At 34.5% G+C, this 17,000-nt stretch carries 11 protein-coding genes and 1 tRNA gene; 4 read left to right on the top strand and 8 right to left on the bottom strand.

Annotated features, from left to right (window positions below; genetic code table 11):
- Positions 1–40 precede the first annotated feature (40 nt).
- Both HNV08_RS02795 and HNV08_RS02790 read right to left on the bottom strand, forming a co-directional pair.
- A complete protein-coding gene (locus HNV08_RS02795) occupies positions 41–3,307 on the bottom strand; it encodes a TAT-variant-translocated molybdopterin oxidoreductase (RefSeq protein ID WP_173279578.1) in 3,267 nt (1,088 codons plus the stop codon).
- Between the two features lie 95 nt (positions 3,308–3,402).
- Positions 3,403–4,689 carry a c-type cytochrome gene (locus HNV08_RS02790; RefSeq protein WP_173279645.1) on the bottom strand — a complete coding sequence of 429 codons (1,287 nt, stop codon included), beginning with the start codon at positions 4,687–4,689 and terminating at the stop codon, positions 3,403–3,405.
- A gap of 296 nt (positions 4,690–4,985) precedes the next feature.
- On the opposite strand from HNV08_RS02790, the gene HNV08_RS02785 reads away from it, so the two are divergent.
- A complete protein-coding gene (locus tag HNV08_RS02785) occupies positions 4,986–5,366 on the top strand; it encodes an SPOR domain-containing protein (RefSeq protein ID WP_173279577.1) in 381 nt (126 codons plus the stop codon).
- 80 nt (positions 5,367–5,446) lie between these two features.
- Here HNV08_RS02785 and infB read toward each other — a convergent pair whose 3' ends face one another.
- The 3 genes from infB to rimP form a co-directional block, all read right to left on the bottom strand.
- Positions 5,447–8,188, bottom strand: a complete 2,742-nt coding sequence (gene infB / locus HNV08_RS02780; RefSeq protein WP_173279576.1) for a translation initiation factor IF-2 — start codon at positions 8,186–8,188, stop codon at positions 5,447–5,449.
- 86 nt (positions 8,189–8,274) lie between these two features.
- A complete protein-coding gene (gene nusA / locus HNV08_RS02775; RefSeq protein ID WP_173279575.1) occupies positions 8,275–9,507 on the bottom strand; it encodes a transcription termination factor NusA in 1,233 nt (410 codons plus the stop codon).
- 12 nt (positions 9,508–9,519) lie between these two features.
- Positions 9,520–9,984 carry a ribosome assembly cofactor RimP gene (gene rimP / locus HNV08_RS02770; RefSeq protein WP_173279574.1) on the bottom strand — a complete coding sequence of 155 codons (465 nt, stop codon included), beginning with the start codon at positions 9,982–9,984 and terminating at the stop codon, positions 9,520–9,522.
- Between the two features lie 156 nt (positions 9,985–10,140).
- Between rimP and HNV08_RS02765 the strand changes: the two genes are divergently transcribed.
- Positions 10,141–10,965 (top strand): universal stress protein, encoded by an 825-nt coding sequence (locus HNV08_RS02765; RefSeq protein WP_173279573.1) that lies wholly within the window; start codon positions 10,141–10,143, stop codon positions 10,963–10,965.
- 60 nt (positions 10,966–11,025) lie between these two features.
- Here the strand turns inward: HNV08_RS02765 and HNV08_RS02760 are convergent.
- Positions 11,026–11,102: transfer RNA gene (locus HNV08_RS02760), tRNA-Gln, on the bottom strand.
- Positions 11,103–11,252: 150 nt separating this feature from the next.
- Between HNV08_RS02760 and HNV08_RS02755 the strand changes: the two genes are divergently transcribed.
- Positions 11,253–14,663, top strand: a complete 3,411-nt coding sequence (locus HNV08_RS02755; protein ID WP_173279572.1) for a glycosyltransferase family 117 protein — start codon at positions 11,253–11,255, stop codon at positions 14,661–14,663.
- 6 nt (positions 14,664–14,669) lie between these two features.
- On the top strand, positions 14,670–15,362 hold the full coding sequence (locus HNV08_RS02750) for a polysaccharide deacetylase family protein (RefSeq protein ID WP_173279571.1): 693 nt from the start codon (positions 14,670–14,672) through the stop codon (positions 15,360–15,362).
- Here HNV08_RS02750 and HNV08_RS02745 read toward each other — a convergent pair.
- Positions 15,334–15,630, bottom strand: coding sequence for a thioredoxin family protein (locus tag HNV08_RS02745; RefSeq protein ID WP_173279570.1), 297 nt, complete (start codon positions 15,628–15,630; stop codon positions 15,334–15,336). The genes HNV08_RS02750 and HNV08_RS02745 overlap by 29 nt on opposite strands.
- A 105-nt stretch (positions 15,631–15,735) precedes the next feature.
- The gene (locus HNV08_RS02740) at positions 15,736–16,965 is read right to left on the bottom strand and encodes a metallophosphoesterase (protein ID WP_173279569.1); all 1,230 of its coding nucleotides are present in this window, start codon (positions 16,963–16,965) and stop codon (positions 15,736–15,738) included.
- Positions 16,966–17,000 lie beyond the last annotated feature (35 nt).

The raw sequence follows: 17,000 nt of genomic DNA, 5'->3' as shown, positions 1-17,000 counted from the left end.
TGCTTACATACAACTCTCAACTTACTCACTTTTTATTTTATTATGCTTTTGATGTATTTCTCACTTTTGTTTGATAGATCACATTAGGTTTTGTGCCTACGTGTTCTAACAAGTGATACATACGATCATCTTCTTTTAATGCTGCAATTTTACTGTCTTTATCATTGACATCTCCAAAAATCATAGCGCCATTTCCACATGCTGCTGAACAAGCTGTTTGGAATTCTCCATCTTTAACTAGACGTCCATCTCGTTTCGCATCTAAAATGGTCTTTTGTGTTTTTTGAATACACATTGAACATTTTTCCATAACTCCTCGAGAACGAACTGTAACATCTGGATTTAATACCATACGTCCTAAATCATCATTCATGAAATAGTCAAACTCGTCATTCTTATTATATAAGAACCAATTAAAACGACGTACCTTATAAGGACAGTTATTGGCACAATATCTTGTACCTACACAACGGTTATAAGCCATATGGTTTTGACCTTGACGACCATGAGCTGTTGCCGCTACTGGACAAACTGTTTCACATGGTGCATGGTTACAATGCTGACACATTACTGGTTGAAAAGCTACTTGTGGATTATCCGCAGGACTTTCCATCTCACCGAATCCACCTAAAGATCCTGTATCACCAAATAAACCATTAAATCCATCTTTCTTAGCATCATCCGCTTCAAAAGTATCTTGATGAGAATAATATCTATCAATACGCAACCAATGCATATCTCTACTACGTCTCATTTCTGATTTTCCTACTACTGGAACATTGTTTTCTGCATGACAAGCAATTACACATGCTCCACAACCTGTACAAGCGTTTAAGTCAATTGATAAGTTAAAGTGATGACCTACTGAACGATCAAACTCATCCCATAAATCAACATCAGGAGATGTTACAGGTGTTGCAATATGATTCAGCGAAACTTCCGGAACTGCATTCCAATATTTCTTATCTTTAGTATTAAATACTTCTAAAGTTGTTTCTTTGATAATATCACCACGACCCATTAATGTATTATGCAACTGCACACAAGCAAACTCATGTTCTCCTGCAGCCTTTTCAATAGTAACAGATTGTATTGTATTAAAATTTTGGTATAATGGGTAAGCATTAACACCAGTTTTCATTTCTTCTTTTAATGCCTTAGACGTTCTTCCAAAACCAAAAGACATTCCAACAGAACCTTTTGCTTGTCCTGGTTGTATTAATACTGGAACTGTCACTGCTTCTGCTCCATTCACCGAAACTTTAGCATAACTTCCATTTAAACCACCGTTAGCAACATTCCAATTTTTTAATTTTAGATTATCTGCATCCGCTTGAGAAATTGTTAAATAATTATCCCATGTGGTTCTTGTAATTGGATCAGGAAACTCCTGCAACCAAGGATTATTAGCTTGTTGACCATCACCCATACCAGTTTTAGTATAAAGTGACAATTCTAAACCGCCAGATACTTTGGTATTTGCCAAGGCTTTAACAGCAGCACCTACAGCTAACACAGAACTTACATCTGTACCACTCGCATTACTAACTGTTTTAGACGTTGTAGTAGTAACATATTCATCTTTATCTTCATCCTTAATACCAACACCTACAGCGACATCGTGTATCACACCACCTAAGAACGTTCTATCCTTTTTATCCTTTAGCTTAGTAGACGTTGTCGTTTCTACAGACGCTGTTCCATTTGAACCACTACCATTTAAATGCGTTACAAAAACACCATCTTGAACTGCCTTGTTAAAAGACGCTCCATTTAAAATGCTTTTTGTCCAAACTGATTTTAAATAATCTCTGTAAGACCCACTAACATCAGTCCAACTCATTAAAACTTCTTGAAACTGTTTCGTATTGAACAAAGGTCTTATGGTTGGTTGCATCATTGAATAATGCCCTGTCTTTAATTCAAAATCACCCCAAGATTCTAAGTTATGAGGTGCAGCAGCAATATACTGACACAATGATGATGTTTCATCTTGTTTCATTGAGAACGCTACCGACAATTTAGTTTTTGCCAAACCATCCTTAAACTCCGTAGCATTAGGCAATGTATAAACTGGATTAACACCATTCATAATAATAGCACCAACATTTCCAGCTTTCATATCAGCAATTAACTTCGTCACCGCCTTATCACTACCTTGACGTGTATTTATAGTTGTACCAGGTTTAAACGCAACACTTCTTAAGTAAGCATTTATCTCTAACACCGTTGTTTGCGCATTAACATCCTGTATACCTGTAACAACTACAGCATTTCTACCAGCTAATTTTATTTCTTTCGCTGCGGCTTTTACAGCAGAATTTAATCCTTCAGAAAGCTTAACACCTACTGCAGAATTTCCGGTTACTTCACTATATAATTTAGCTAAAACTAATTTTTGCTCACTAGGTGTTAACGGAATTCGCTTATCTGCATTGGCTCCCGTTAATGACATATTAGATTCAAACTGAATATGTCTTGACATTTTACCATGATCAGGAATACGTTTTGTTGCATAACCAGATTCAAAACCTCCACCTTGCCAGTCACCTAAAAAGTCAGCTCCTATAGAAACAATGGTTCTTGCCTTAGAGAAATCATAATCAGCCATTCCTCTTTTTCCATATCTCGCTTGATAAGCGTCTAATGTTGCAGATTCTGATATAGCATCATAAGCGACATGCTTTACATTAGTATATTTTGCCTTAAACTCAGCAATTAATTTATTTGTTGAAGGACTTGGCATAGACTGCGTTAACAATACTATTGCCTTACCATTTAACCCTTTCAATGTTGCAGAAGTTTCTGACATAAACGTCGCCCAAGAAATCGTAGACTCACCTTTCATAGGTGCCTTTACTCTTAGGTTATCGTACAACCCTAAAACCGATGCATTAACACGTGCATTAGCCATACCATTGGTTGCTGCATCTGTGTTATTTTCAATTTTAATTGGACGACCTTCTCTCGTTTTTACTAAAACACTAGTAAAATCAAAACCATTTGCTATGGTTGTTGCATAATAATTAGCAACGCCTGGAATAATTTCCGTTGGTTGTACTATATACGGAATAGACTTTATAACTGGCCCTTCACAAGCAGCTAAAGAAGCTGCAGCAGTACTAAAACCAACATATTTTAAGAAATCACGACGCGATGTAGACGAAGACTCCAAAGACTCTTTATCTCCTAAAAACTCATCTGTTGGAATCTCTTCCACAAACTCATTTTGTTGTAGCGCCTCAACAATAGAGCTATTTTCGTTTAGCTCTTCAACACTTTTCCAGTATTTCTTGTTTGATGACATAGTGTTTATTTATGATTGTTTTGAACTCCGATTCGCTAAATTAAAACTTATATAAATTGAGCGTATCGTATGTCTTTAAATTTATTCCTAATTTATTAATAATGACACTTTCCACATTCCAAACCACCCATTTGTGCTGCAGTCAACTGCTCAACACCATATTTTTTAGATAGTTCTTCGTGAATTTTAGTGTAATAGGCATTATCCTTAACTTTTACATCAGTTTCTCTGTGACAATTAATACACCAACCCATAGTTAATGGCGCATCTTGATACATAATCTCCATCTCCTCAACAGGACCGTGACACGTTTGACACTCTATTCCACCAACCACAACATGTTGTGAGTGATTAAAATAAGCGAAATCTGGCAAATTATGAATACGAATCCACTTTACCGGTTTAGATTCTCCTGTATAACTCGTTCCATCCCATCCAACTGCATCGTATAATTTCTGAATTTCAGCATCGTAATTAACACCATATGCCTCACCTTCAGCTAAAGTTTCTGGAGCCACTTCTGAAATTGACTTATGACAATTCATACATACATTTAAAGAAGGTATACCTGATGTTTTACTAACTCTGGCAGACGAGTGACAATATTTACAATCTATTCCATTATCACCAGCGTGTATTCTATGTGAATAATGAATTGGCTGAACCGGCTCGTAACCTTGATCTACACCAACTTGCATTAAATAACCATAAACAAAATACCCACTCGATAGCAAAAAGAATATTGCAGTTACCAACACCAAGAATTGGTTTTGAGCAAACGCCTTCCATAATGGCATTCTTTTGTTTTCTGCAACAACTTCAATCCCTTTAGCTTCAGCAAAGCGATTTAATGTACGCTTAACTAAGACTAAAGCCATAGCTAATAATCCAAACAACAATGCTAACGCTCCAAGAATTAAATTGTTTGATACACCACCTTGATCTGCAGTAGCAACTTCTGCTCCTGGTGCAGACACAGGAGGCGCTGGCGCAGGTGCCGCAGTATATGCTAAAATATCTGAAATATCTTGATCGCTTAATTGCGGAAATGCCGTCATAGCAACGCCATTATACTCATTATAAATTTTGTTAGCATACGCATCACCAGATTTGATAAGCGCAGAACTATTTCTAATCCAAGCTGACAGCCATTCTCTATCTAAACCTTGCTCATCTGCTAACCTAGCTTCTACATTACGTAACGCTGGACCTGTCATTGGCTTATCTAATTTGTGACATGCTGCACAATTAGAATTAAAAAGCGATTTACCATTGGCTGGATCACCTTCTTGAGCGATAAGTGAAGTTGAAAACGTCAGTAAAAGTACAATACAAAGACTATATATCTTTGAGGTTAAACCACAGTAAATCACCTGTTTCATATTATAAGTTGGATTATCTTCTAAACTTTGGTACGATTTTTTCATTAAAAATGTGAAAAAAGATGTTTATAAAAACTCACGCAAAAGTAACATTTAAAGTCGATTTTGAAAATCTTAGAGAACTGTTAATATATAATTTATACCAATTCTAAATAATGGAAATGAAAAATTTTGATGTATGAATTTTCGTTATCCATTTATTGATAACCTGAAGCGCAATAAAATACAAATAGAATGTCTAAAATATTTAACAAATATTTCAGTGAAAACTTTACATTTGCAGTAAATACAAGTTTATGAAAATTAACAATAAAACAGTTGGCCTTATAATTTTGTGTCTGTCTTTAGGGCTTTCTATAAGTGCACAACAAGGCGAGGTTAAAGTTAGCCAAGATAGTGACATCGATAAATTATTAGAATATAAGAAGGATATAAAAACGTCTAAAACATATACTATTCAAGTTTATAATAGCACTGATCCTGATAAGGCAAAACGCGAAAAATCTAACTTTTTAAATTCCTACAGTGAATGGAAAGTTGAAATCGTATGGAACACACCTAATTATAAGGTTTGGGTAGGTAATTTTGCTACGCGTTTAGAAGCGGATAGAGCTTGGGCAAAAATCAGAAAAAAATATATGAATGCCAACGTCATTCAACCACGTTTAGACAAATAAACCTATTAAATTTAGGTAAATTATGACATAAAAAAACCGACAATTTCTTGTCGGTTTTTTTTATGTCATAATCGTTTAAATTACTTTAATTTTTTCTTCACTTCTACTTCTTGGAAGGCTTCTATAACATCATTTAAAGCAATGTCATTGTAACCTTTAATTTGCATACCACAATCGTATCCTTTGGTTACTTCTCTCACATCATCCTTAAATCGTTTTAAAGCTTCTAGTGAACCTGTATGTACTACTACACCATCTCTAATAATTCTAATACCTGAATTTCTAAAGATTTTACCATTCGTTACCATACAACCTGCAATGTTTCCTACTTTAGATACTTTAAATATTTCTCTAATTTCTGCAGTACCAGTAACTTCTTCTTTTACTTCTGGAGATAACATACCTTCCATAGCATCCTTAAGATCATTTATTGCTGCGTAAATAATAGAATAGGTTCTGATATCAATTTCCTCTTTGTCTGCAATCATTCTTGCATTACCAACTGGTCTTACATTAAATCCAACAATTATGGCATCAGATGCTGTGGCTAATAAAACGTCACTTTCCGTAATGGCACCAACACCTTTGTGTATGATATTAACTTGAATTTCTTCAGTAGATAACTTCTGGAATGAATCTGTCAAGGCTTCAACAGAACCGTCAACATCACCTTTTAAGATAATATTTAATTCTTGGAAGTCACCAAGTGCGATTCGTCGTCCTATTTCATCTAATGTAATATGACGTTGTGTTCTTACAGATTGCTCACGTTGTAATTGTGTACGTTTTGTTGCAATTTGTTTTGCTTCACGTTCGTCTTCAAATACATTAAATTTATCACCTGCTTGCGGTGCGCCATCTAATCCTAAGATAGACACTGGAGTTGCTGGACCTGCTTTATCAACATCATGCCCACGCTCATCTTGCATAGCTTTTACCTTACCACTATTCTTACCAGCTAAGACATAATCACCTACTCTTAACGTACCTGCCTGAACCAATATGGTTGACACATACCCTCTTCCTTTATCTAAATACGCCTCTACTACAGTTCCGCTTGCCGCTTTATTTGGATTAGCTTTTAATTCTAACAGCTCCGCTTCTAGCAATACTTTCTCTAGTAATTCCTTAACTCCTGTTCCCATTTTAGCAGAAATATCATGTGATTGAATTTTTCCACCCCAATCTTCTACTAAAAGGTTCATTTGTGCCAATTGCTCTTTTACCTTTTCTGGGTTAGCATCTGGCTTATCTATTTTATTTATTGCAAAAACAATAGGAACTCCTGCTGCTTGCGCATGAGAAATTGCTTCTTTAGTTTGCGGCATTATAGCATCATCGGCAGCAACTACAATAATTGCAATATCTGTTACTTGAGCACCACGAGCACGCATCGCTGTAAACGCTTCGTGACCTGGTGTATCTAAGAATGCTATTTTTTGACCATCTGACAATTCTACGCCATAGGCGCCAATGTGCTGTGTAATACCACCTGATTCTCCAGCAATTACATTTTCTTCACGTATGTAATCTAATAATGAAGTTTTACCATGATCAACGTGTCCCATTACGGTAACAATTGGTGCTCTTGGCTCTAAATCTTCTGGCTTATCTTCTACTTCTTCAATAGACTCTTCAATACCTGCAGTAATAAACTCTACATCATAACCAAATTCTTCTGCAACTATAGTTAATGTTTCGGCATCTAGTCTTTGGTTCATGGTTACCATCATACCTAATGACATACATGCTGAAATAACTTGCGTGACACCAACTTCCATCATCGTTGCAATTTCACTAACGGTAACAAACTCAGTTACTTTAATGGTTTTACTTTCTGCTGCAGCGATTTCTTGATCGATTTCAGATTGTTCTCTGTGCTGATCACGTTTATCTCTTCTGTATTTAGCCCCTTTTCCTTTATTAGATTTACCCTGTAATTTCTCTAGGGTTTCTCTAATTTGCTTTTTAACATCTTCTTCTGTAGGCTCTTCCTTTACCACTTTTGGTCTAGCGTTTCCACCACGGCCTTTTCCGCCTCGTCTATTATCAAATTTAGGTTTTCCTCCTGCATCATTACCACCTTTACTAATTCTACGTCTTTTACGCTTATTAGCATCACCAGCTGGCTTCTCTTCTTTTTTCTTTTTAGGCTTGTTAAATTGTGATAAATCTATTTTTTTACCAGTGATATTAGGGCCTGATAGTTTTTTGTACTGCGTTTTAATTGTTTCTTCTGCTGGCTCGGCAGGTGCAGTGTCTTCTGTTTCTTTTTTAGATACTACTTTAGATTCGGTTTTCTTAGCTTTGTCTGCCTTAATAACCTTCTCTATTGGTGTCTCTTCTTTAGCTTTTTCTACCTTTTTAACCTCTTCCTTAACAGGTATTTCTTCTGCTTTTGGCTGTTCGGCTTTAGGCTCTTCTTTTACCTCAGGTGCTTTTGCTTCCTCTTCTTTTTCAGCCTTAGCCTTATTTTCTAAGTCTATTTTCCCAACTTGCTTTGGGCCAGATATTTCGGCTTTAGCCTTAACCACAGACTCTCTTTCGGCTTTTTGTTTTTGCTTTTCCTCAATTTCGCGTTCTCTTTGTTCACGAAGCTCTTCTTTTTCCTTAAGTTTTGCTTCACTAACCTCTTGAGCTTTTTCACGTTTTGATGCATCTGTCTGAAATTCATCAGAAAGCGTATCATATACGTCTTGCGAAATTTTAGTATTAGGACTTTTCTCTATCTCTATACCTTTGGATTCTAAAAAATCCACAGCACGATCTATAGAGATATTTAATTCCCTTAATACTTTATTTAATCTTGTCATTTGAGCCATAAACTGCCTGTAAAATACTTAAATATATGTTATACCAATTCAACTTCAAAATGAATTTTTAAATTCATTTAAAATTTAACCGATATTTAATCTTCAAATTCTTCTTTTAGAATTCTGATAACGTCTAAAATCGTTTCTTCTTCTAAATCTGTACGTTTCACTAAATCGTTAACGTCTTGTTCTAAAATACTCTTAGCTGTATCTAAACCAGCTTTACTAAATTCTGAAATTACCCAACCTTCTATCTCATCTGAGAATTCCTTTAATTCTACATCTTCTTCTGCACCTTCTCTAAACACATCAATTTCGTAACCTGTTAATTGGCCAGCCAAACGAATGTTATGACCTCCTCTACCAATAGCTTTAGAAACCTCTTCTGGTTTTAACAACACTTCAGCACGCATGTTTTCTTCATCTAATTTTAACGAAGTTACTCTTGCTGGACTTAATGCTCTTGTCACAAAAAGTTGAATATTATTAGTGTAATTTATTACATCTATATTTTCATTTCCTAATTCACGTACAATACCGTGAATTCTTGAACCCTTCATACCTACACATGCTCCTACAGGATCAATTCTATCATCATAAGAATCTACTGCTACTTTTGCTTTTTCTCCAGGAATACGAACTACTTTTTTAACTGTAATTAAACCATCAAATACTTCTGGTATTTCTTGTTCAAATAACTTCTCAAGAAATATTGGAGATGTTCTAGACATGATAATTGCAGGCTTACTTCCTTTTAGCTCTACACTTTCAATAATTCCTCTTACATTTTCACCTTTTCTAAAGAAATCTGAAGGAATTTGTTTGTCTTTTGGCAGAATAATTTCGTTACCATCATCATCTAATAAAATAATTGCTCTATGACGAATATGGTGAACCTCTGCCGTATAAATCTCGCCTTCTAGTTCTTTAAAGTGCTTGTAAATATTTGTATTATCGTGCTCGTGAATCTTAGATATTAAGTTTTGTCTTAATGCTAAGATAGAACGTCTTCCAAGGTCTATCAATTTCACTTCTTCAGCAACGTCTTCACCAACTTCAAAATCGGGCTCTATTTTCTGTGCTTCTGACAATTCTATTTCTTGATTTGGCTCTTCCACTTCACCATCGGCAACAACGATTCGGTTTCTCCAAATTTCTAAATCACCTTTATCTGGATTTATAATGATATCAAAGTTATCATCATCACCATACTTCTTTTTTAATGCATTACGTAACACATCTTCAAGAATTGCCATCAGCGTAACTCTATCTATTAATTTGTCGTCTTTAAATTCTGAAAATGACTCAATTAACGCTACATTTTCCATAATTGATATGAATTAAAATTTTATTTTAACTTTTGCTTCTTTAATATTTTTAAAGGCAACAGTTGCTGTTTTGGTTACTGTTACTTTTCCTTTACCTACTGGTTTAGGCTCTCTTGCTTTCCAACTTAAAACCACCTCTTGCTCGTTTACTGCTGTAAGCTCACCCTCAAAATTATGACTATCTAACGTTTTAATTTCTAAATGTCTACCAACATGCTTTGTATATTGTCTTGGTAAAACTAAAGGTGTCGCTGCGCCAGAAGATAAAACCTCTAAAGAGAAATCGTGTTCCTCTCTATCAATGTTATGTTCTATTGCTCTGCTTATAAACATGCAATCCTCTACTAAAACTCCATTATCACCATCGATAATAATTTTTATAGCATTATCATTAGAAACACTAAAATCTATTAAAAATAAATCTTGTCTTTCATCAAGGGCAGTTTGCAATAAGTCTTCTACTATTTTTTTAAACATTTTTTGATATAAAAAGAGAGGACTTTTCGTCCTCTCGCTTATTCATTTTTAGTAAATAACTGTGCAAATATACGACATTTATATTAAATTAACCAAGCTTCGTAATATGGAATTATTTTCTTAAATTTATTGGGACTAAACATAAATCAATTATATATGAATAAAATATTAGTTCCAACGGATTTTTCAGAGCAAGCAGGCAATGCACTAAAGGTAGCAGCAATGCTTGCTAAAGCACATAATGCCGAGATTTATTTATTGCACATGATGGAAATTCCTTTGCAACAAAACGACCAAGGGAGTTCTCAAAGCGATATTCCTGAAACGTTATTTTTCATGAAATTAGCTCAGAAGAGGTTTGAAAACTTAATGGCTGAAGATTATCTCAAAGGCATCAAAGTACATGAAACTGTTAAAGCGGATGTTACCTTTAATGAAATTAAAGAATCTTGTAAAGAGTTTGACATTGATCTGATTGTAATGGGCTCTCATGGCGCATCAGGTCTTATGGAGATGTTTGTTGGCTCTAACGCTGAAAAAGTAGTAAGAACATCTGACGTTCCTGTTTTAGTTATTAAAAATGAGCATCAAAGCTTTGAAGTTTCGGATTTTGTATTTGCTTCTGACTTTAAGAACGACAACAAAGAAACCTATAAACAAGCCGTAAAATTTGCAAAAGCATTTGGCTCAAAAATTCATTTACTTTTAGTAATTACCTCGAGCAATTTTATGACAACCTATGAGGCCAATTCTAGAATCAAAGATTTTATTTCTGGACAAGAATTTGACAATTACACCATTACGATACACAACGACACGACTGTAGAACATGGTATTTTAAATTTCTCAAAAGATATTAATGCCGACTTAATTGGTATAAGTACACATGGAAGACAAGGCATTGCTCATTTCTTTAATGGTAGTATTAGTGAAGACTTAGTAAACCATGCAAAACGCCCTGTTATTACATTTAAAATCTAGGGTATAACTTTATTCAAAATAAAAAAATCCTAATCATAAAAATGATTAGGATTTAAATTTTGGTTGGCCTACTAGGTTTCGAACCTAGACTCTTCGGTACCAAAAACCGATGTGTTAGCCAGTTACACCATAGGCCAATCTCTTAATTGAGGCTGCAAATTTAATACAAAGTTTTATTTCAACAAAAAAAAATCGAAAAATTATTTAAAATACTTAACGTTAACTTAAAACTGTAGGGTTTTGGGTAATAATTAGTAAATTCGCCTGCATTAATTAGTAAGGTTTTCATGACAGATTTTAACTTTAAAAAGTGGAACAACATCTTAGGGTGGTTTGTTTTTACAGTAGCCGTTATTGTTTACGGACTAACAATTGAACCGACAGTAAGTTTTTGGGATGCTGGAGAATACATATTAACCTCATCAAAACTGCAAGTAGGTCATCCTCCTGGAGCACCTTTGTTTCAAATGTTTGGTGCATTTTTCTCCATGTTTGCTTTAGAGCCGTCTCAAATTGGTATGATAATGAATATGATGAGTGGTGTGGCAAGTGCGTTTACTATACTCTTTATGTTTTGGACCATTAGTTTACTATTGGTAAAACTGGTGAACTACCAAAAAGAAGATAGTCCAAGTAAGGCCTATGCCATATTAGGTAGTGCTTTAGTTGGTAGTTTAGCTTTTACGTTTACAGATTCCTTTTGGTTTAATGCTGTTGAAACCGAAGTTTATGCCATGGCTACTTTAATAATGGCCGTATTATTTTATTTAGGCTTACGTTGGGAACAAGAAATGAATCAACCAAGAGGCAATCGCTGGTTAATTCTTATTGCCTTTGTAATTGGTCTGTCTTTTGGTGTGCACTTTATGGGCTTACTGACCATACCTGCCATTGGACTCCTTTATTACTTTAAGAACTACAAAACCATCACTGTTAAAAATTTCATTATTGCTAACATAGCCTCTGCTGCTATTTTACTGTTTATTTTTAAATTATTATTGCCATCCACACTTAAACTTTTTGGTTACCTAGAGGTATTCTTTGTGAATTCTATTGGTTTACCTTTTAATTCTGGTACTATTATCACAGGATTAATGGTCATAGGTTTATTTTACTTTGGCTTAAACTATACACGAAAAAAAGACTACAAACACGTCAACACTTTAGTGCTGAGCTTAATGTTTATCTTTATTGGTTTTTCATCTTGGATGATGTTACCAATACGTGCAAATGCACAAGTCGTTATTAATGAAAACAACCCATCAGATGCCAGAGAACTTTTAGCCTATTATAACTTAGAGCAATACCCAGAAACACATCTTTTTTATGGCCCTCAATTTACTGAAGCATATTCTGGTGCTGATAAAGACGAACCTTTTGTAGACGATAAGAAGAATTTTGAAAAAGACGAAGAAAAAGGGGAATATGTTATTATCAATGACTGGGAAAAAAGTAAACAAAACTACAACCATGAACATGCCTCTATTTTACCTAGAATGTGGAGTTCTGAACATGCAGAAAACTATATGATGTTTACGGGTTTAATAGAATTCAAAGCAGATCCTACCTTACAATCTCGTGCTTATAATGAAGCGATGAATGCAGGTTTATCTGAAGAACAATCCTCACAATATGCGCTTAGAGAAAAACAACAAATTGACCAACTTGTTAATGATTTTAAAATGCGTGTTGCCAACCACGAAATTGATTATGAAGACTACAATCAATTTTTAAGCCGTTACGGACAACAATATTTAGAAATAGAAAAACCATCGTTTTTTGACAACACCATGTACATGTTTCAATACCAATTTGGCTACATGTATTGGCGATATTTTATGTGGAATTTTACAGGAAGACAAGATGATATTCAAGGTAGATATACTCATAAAAATGGAAATTGGATTTCAGGAATTAATGCGATAGACTCTTGGCATATTGGAATGTCTCAAGATAATCTTCCAACTGATGTTTTAGAAAACAAATCTAGAAACACCTATTATTTCTTACCACTAATCTTAGGGCTTATTGGATTTTTCTTCTTAATGAATTCGGATTTAAAACGTTTTTGGGTTTTACTTGTTTTCTTCCTACTCACAGGACTAGCGATTCAATTTTACACTAACATACGCCCTTTTGAACCACGTGAAAGAGATTATTCTGTAGTCGGTTCTTTTTATGTCTTTGCCATCTGGATTGGGTTTGGTGTATATGCCATTTATGATTTACTAAAATCGAGTTTTAAAACTAAATGGCTTGTGCCAATCATTACTTTAGCATGCATCGTTTTGGTACCTGGTATATTAGCAGCCAACAATTGGGATGATCACGATCGCTCAGGGAAGTACACGACAAATTCTATGGCAAGGAAATATTTAGAATCTTGCGCACCAAATGCTATTCTCTTTACAATTGGTGACAATGACACATTTCCGCTTTGGTATCTACAAGAAATAGAAGGTGTAAGACGAGATGTCCGCGTTATAAACACAAGCTTATTTCAAACAGACTGGTACATCGATCAAATGAAGCGCAAGGCTTATGATAGTGATCCTATACCTTCACAACTTACGCACAAACAATATAGAGGCGGCACTCGTGATGTTGTAGCTTATAAAGAAATTAATGAACGTATTGCTAGAGATACTTTAGACATTAAACAATTTATGGATTTTGTGTCTAGTGAAAAACCGAATACAAAAGTTAAATTTGTGGTTGAAGCACAGCAAGATGACCCAAGTCGTTATCCTAAACACTTGCTTAGTTCTAATTACTATCCATCCCGAAATATAAGTATACCAGTAAACAAAGAAATGGTACTAAAAAATGGGATCGTAAAACCAAAAGATGCCGATAAAATAGAAGACTATTTATTTACGAGAATTAGTGGTGGCTATTTATACAAAAACCGTCTATTAATGTTAGATATTCTTGCTAACAATAATTGGGAACGCCCAATTTATTTTACTGGAGGTGCTTTTGGGGCCGAAGATTATGTTTGGTTAAAAGATTACTTACAATTAGACGGAATGTGCTACAAATTGGTACCTATAAAAACACCTGTAGACCAAGCAAATCCTTATGATATGGGACGAGTTGATCCCGACTTAATGTATGATATGGTTAAGAATTGGCAATGGGGAGGAAGTGGAGAAGATATGTATTATGATATTGAAACCCGAAGAAATGGTATTACTTATAGAGGAAATTTAGCCCGTTTAATTGAACAACTTATCAATGAAGACCAATTAGAAAAGGCTGAAGAAATTGCAGATATAGCAATGGAAAAAATGCCTGTAGACAAATTTGGTTTTTATTCGTTATTAGAACCATATGTCAGTGCTTATTATGAAGTAGGAAACAAAGAGAAAGGTCGTTCTTTATATAAAGACGTAGCTAAAAAATACCAAGAAAATTTAGCCTACTATAGCAGTTTATCGCTAGAAGACCAAGATCAAGTGGTAGGTGAAGATATCTATTTAGATATACAACGTTATAGATCGCTTATAGATATATTAGTTATTTACAACGACCAAGAATTTGCTATGCAAGAAACTAAAACGTTTAATAGTTATTTAAGCTTATTTGATGATTTAATGGATTTATATGGTAATGGAGAACCAGAAGAAATCCCAAATGATGTAGATATTCAAAACGCCATAAAAGATACTATAGACAAAATTGCTCCTAGTAATTAATAGGTCATGCAAATTATTCCGGCGAAAACACCCGACTTTGTAAAAACATGGTTTCCAAATTTTATTTGGAATATTAATACTAAAAAGAAAGAACTGTATTTAACGTTTGATGATGGACCCACTCCAGAGATCACGGATTGGGTACTTAAAACTTTAAAAACATATAATGCAAAAGCCACATTCTTTTGTATTGGAAATAATATAGAAAAACATCCAGATATTTTTAATCGCATCCTAAATGGTGGACATTCCGTAGGCAATCATACGTTTAACCACCTCAAAGGCTGGAGGTGTAACACTGATGAATACGTAGAAGATATAAAAAAAACTCAAGCGTTAATACGTGCTGCCACATCTGCTGATTACGCGTCTCATTTAAAATTATTCCGACCACCATACGGCAAGTTTAAAGCGAAACAGAGCAAGCAAATTCAGTCTTTAGGCTATACCATTATATTATGGGATGTCTTGTCTTATGATTGGGACGTAACCGTTTCTAAAGCATCTTGTTTAAAAAATGTTATAACAACAGCTAAAGAAGGCAGTATTGTTGTTTTTCATGATAGCGTAAAAGCATTTCCTAATCTAAAATATGCGCTACCAAAAGTATTGGATAATTATAGCAAAAAAGGGTTTAGTTTTAAAGGCTTACAACAAAATAGAGATTTACTTATACAAATTCCTGAATTATCTCAATGAGTCTATTGGTGTTTTCTACACCGCTATGTCGCCACTTCATTTCGCCATCTTTATAAATAATTAAAGTTGGTAATCCTTTTACTCTTAAAGCTTCGGCAAGCTCCATATTCTTATCCACATCAATCTTAATAACTTTAGCTTTATCACCCAAAGTTGCCGCAACATCTCGAAGTATCGAATGCATGGCAATAGACTCTTCGTTTCCTTCGGTATAAAAATCCAAAAGAACAGGAATTTCAACATCTATTAATTCTCCAAATTTTGACATACGCTATAGTTTTAGTCAAATAAATATGTACTTCTACCTTAAAATTGAATATGCTCAATATATAAGCAAGGTACTTCTATCATAAAAATAAGCAATTCTTTACAATTATGCACTTTTAGATCCTTTTTTGAGCTCAATCACTGTAATTTCTGGCCAAATCCCAACACGACCTGGATATCCTAAATAACCAAAACCTCTATTTACGTTGATATGCTGACCAAGTTCTGTATATATTCCTGCCCATTGCTTATATCTCCATTTGGCAGGACTCCATTTTATCCAACCTGGTATTTCAATTCCAAATTGCATTCCATGGGTATGACCACTTAATGTTAAATGGTAATGTTTAGGATCTTTAAGTACTTCGGCTTCCCAATGACTAGGATCGTGCGTCATTAATATTTTAAAGTCGTCTTTATCAATTAATTTTGAAGCTTTTTTTAAATCGCCTGCTTGCTTAAATCCTCCTGTTCCCCAATTCTCTACACCAATTAAAGCCAATCGCTGCCCATTGCGTTCGAGGTACCTACTTTCATTTAATAACAAATTGAATCCAATATCTTTTTGAATGGTTTTTAATTGCTCGAGATTCTGTTGTTTTTCTTGTGCCGTATTCCAATCTACATAATCACCATAATCATGGTTTCCTAAAACAGAATACTTACCATCTTTAGCTTTCAACCTTCCAAAGGTATCTTTCCAAGGTAACATCTCAGAGGCTTTGTTATTAACCATATCTCCTGTAAATAAAATAAGATCTGATTTTTGATCATTTATGAGGTCAATGGCATATTCAATCTTCTCCTTATTTTCAAAGCTACCAGAATGAATATCGCTAATTTGAGTTATTCTATAACCATCAAAAGCCTCTGGTAAATCTTCAAAATGCAACGTATAATTAAGCACTCTAAAGTTATATTTCCCTTTATACATGCCATAAAGCAAAGACGTAAACGGAATTGCAGCTAATCCCAATGCTATCTGACTCACAAATTTTCTTCGAGATGGCATATAAAATGTAGAATTCTTGGTGGCCAATTTTTGATAAAGTCCAACGACTCCTCTTATGAGATCTTCCCCAAATAATATCAGCGTTAACACTAAATTAAACGCCATAAAGGTGAGTAAAAAACCAAACGCATAACTCTTGTAAGGTGTTAACACTCTACCTTCATTTCCTAGAACAAATTGATAAATAAAATTACCGACTATAATAAAGGCTAACGTAAAGAAAACATAATAAACCCAAGTATGCTTTGTGACCGTTTTAATGGCCTGAAAACCATATATCGTTAAAATTATAAATATTACGGCAAAAATTATCCAACGCATCATCTAAGTTATTTAAGACTGCAAATTTAAGGATATGT

Source organism: Winogradskyella eckloniae (assembly GCF_013249045.1).
In the GTDB taxonomy this organism is placed as follows: Bacteria; Bacteroidota; Bacteroidia; order Flavobacteriales; family Flavobacteriaceae; genus Winogradskyella; species Winogradskyella eckloniae.
This window is presented reverse-complemented; position numbering and strand designations above follow the sequence as displayed.

Excerpts from the sequence above, each read along its gene's own strand:
- HNV08_RS02740 (WP_173279569.1), bottom strand. The coding sequence starts at position 16,965 with ATGATGCGTTGGATAATTTTTGCCGTAATATTTATAATTTTAACGATA.
- HNV08_RS02795 (WP_173279578.1), bottom strand. The coding sequence starts at position 3,307 with ATGTCATCAAACAAGAAATACTGGAAAAGTGTTGAAGAGCTAAACGAA.
- HNV08_RS02790 (WP_173279645.1), bottom strand. The coding sequence starts at position 4,689 with ATGAAACAGGTGATTTACTGTGGTTTAACCTCAAAGATATATAGTCTT.
- infB (WP_173279576.1), bottom strand. The coding sequence starts at position 8,188 with ATGGCTCAAATGACAAGATTAAATAAAGTATTAAGGGAATTAAATATC.
- HNV08_RS02755 (WP_173279572.1), top strand. The coding sequence starts at position 11,253 with ATGACAGATTTTAACTTTAAAAAGTGGAACAACATCTTAGGGTGGTTT.
- rimP (WP_173279574.1), bottom strand. The coding sequence starts at position 9,984 with ATGTTTAAAAAAATAGTAGAAGACTTATTGCAAACTGCCCTTGATGAA.
- HNV08_RS02745 (WP_173279570.1), bottom strand. The coding sequence starts at position 15,630 with ATGTCAAAATTTGGAGAATTAATAGATGTTGAAATTCCTGTTCTTTTG.
- HNV08_RS02785 (WP_173279577.1), top strand. The coding sequence starts at position 4,986 with ATGAAAATTAACAATAAAACAGTTGGCCTTATAATTTTGTGTCTGTCT.
- HNV08_RS02765 (WP_173279573.1), top strand. The coding sequence starts at position 10,141 with ATGAATAAAATATTAGTTCCAACGGATTTTTCAGAGCAAGCAGGCAAT.
- HNV08_RS02750 (WP_173279571.1), top strand. The coding sequence starts at position 14,670 with ATGCAAATTATTCCGGCGAAAACACCCGACTTTGTAAAAACATGGTTT.
- nusA (WP_173279575.1), bottom strand. The coding sequence starts at position 9,507 with ATGGAAAATGTAGCGTTAATTGAGTCATTTTCAGAATTTAAAGACGAC.